Annotated in this window: 2 protein-coding genes; both read right to left on the bottom strand. The window is 44.9% G+C overall.

Annotation, left to right across the window (positions count from 1 at the left end):
- Window positions 1-626, bottom strand: a 626-nt coding sequence (locus IKL48_00010; GenBank protein MBR3603073.1) for a hypothetical protein, incomplete at its 3' end; no start/stop codon positions are given.
- Between the two features lie 63 nt (window positions 627-689).
- Window positions 690-860, bottom strand: a complete 171-nt coding sequence (locus tag IKL48_00005) for a hypothetical protein (protein ID MBR3603072.1) — start codon at window positions 858-860, stop codon at window positions 690-692.
- Between the last annotated feature and the right edge of the window lie 1,050 nt (window positions 861-1,910).

Raw genomic sequence — 1,910 nt, 5'->3', positions numbered from 1 at the left:
TCGGGACGGTTGGAGATGGCGGCGAGGCTGACGTCAACGTGCGCCACGCCGTCCTGGTTGAAGTCTTCTTCGCGGAAGACGGCGTTGCCCTCCTCGCCCATGTGTGCGATGAAGTCGTTTATCTTTACTTGCAGCGCTCCCATCAGCTCCACCATGATGTGGGTCTGGGTCAGGGAGAGGTCGCCTCGCATGACGGAGAGGGCGTAGGGCTGCTTGATCCATTCCACGTTCTGCGGAAGGTTCTTCATGATGGACTCGTCCTGCGCCTTCTTGGTCTTCTGCGCTGCGGACTTCGGCGTTGGCTTCGGTTCTGTTGGGTTCGACATGTGCCTGATGGTCTTGGCGGCATCCTTGCGTGCCTGTTTTAGGTTTGTTTTACATGCAAAGATGCAAAGTTTTTTTTTTCCACAAAAGGTTTTGCGGAATTTATGCGCCGGAAAGGGTAAAAAAAGTGGTTCGGACGGCATTTCATCGTGACAAATCCGTATTGTAAATGGCAATTTCTCGTGACAAATATGTATCATGATGCAGGCTCCAAGCGGCTCACCCTCCATGCACTTTCTGGCACACCCCCTCCCCTGTTCCTGCCCATCCTCTTCCCATCTCTCCGCTGTTTCACTTCCCATCTCCTTTTTCCATCTCCTCCCCTTCTCCTTTTTCCTTTTCGTTCCAACTCCTTCCCCTCCCCCTCATCTGGTCTCTCTTTCCTCCTCAGCGTGTTTTTCCTGCCTTTCAACAGTCAAAATCGGTGTGCCCCACATCGGTTCATCGGAGTGCCCCACAACGATGCGGCGGTGTGCCCCACTCCGATTCCCATCTTCATCAGGCGGTTTTTCTGCCGCACCTTGGGAATTTGTCACGCTTTTCTTTTCATGTTGGGAAATTGTCACACGCTGGTTGGGTTTTTGTCACAAGCGGATTGGGAATTTGTCACACCTGCTGTTCTTGCTTGGGAATTTGTCACGTTTCGGCTGCTTCCGACTGGGAAATTGTCACGCACACATTGGGGTTTTGTCACGCTCCTGTTGGGAGTTTGTCACGAATTTAACACACTAACTGTTGTTTTTCAATCAGTTAGCCATATTCATATATTATTATTTCTTTATTAAATTTTTAAAAGAAAGATTCTTTCTTCTGTTTTTTTTAAGAAATGGGTGTGTATTTATAGGATTTGCAGATTGGGAATTTGTCACGCTCCTTATGAATGCGAAGTTACTGAAAATCACGTCTTCACGCGTATGGAAACGCTTTTGTGCTGTTGGGAATTTGTCACACCCTGTCATGGTTCGTGCATACAAAAAACAGTGCTAAGTCATTCTTTTTCATGCTGTTAAGTGTTTTGCTTTAAACATGCGGTTGATAAGCGTGACAAATTGGTGTCAGAAAACCGTGACAAATCCGTGTTGAAAAAGGTGATTTTGCGTGACAAATTCGTATCATCGCCCCTCTCTCACATTCCCCTTTTGCTCTTGTTTTTGAGCAAGTTAGGGCGTTTTGCACTTGTGTTTTGGCGGCTGTGCTGCTTTTGCGGATGGCGGTGATGGTATGAGGTGAAGAAGTGTGACAAATTTGTGTTGGGAATTTGTCCCCATTGCATGTTTTTTCTTACGCAAAAACTTGTGCAAAGAATATCTAACTAACTCTAAATCATCTAACTATCGCAAAATCCCTATTTTCTTTTTGCTTAAATATTTTTCTCTTACTGCTTTGTATTCTTCTCTTGTAATATCTTTTGAGAGAATTTCTTCAAGCTCTTTTGTAAGAAGATTGATTTTTTCTTGCATTTTATTTACCTCCAGTAACAAATTAAAAAAATAAGAGCAAACAAGTCCAAAGGGACGAGTTTGCTCGCGGTACCACCCTAATTCAGGCAAATTAAATTACCTGCACTTTTTTGATGTTTATTGCAC

The organism is Elusimicrobiaceae bacterium (genome assembly GCA_017520185.1).
Taxonomy (GTDB): domain Bacteria; phylum Elusimicrobiota; class Elusimicrobia; order Elusimicrobiales; family Elusimicrobiaceae; genus Avelusimicrobium.
This window is presented reverse-complemented; position numbering and strand designations above follow the sequence as displayed.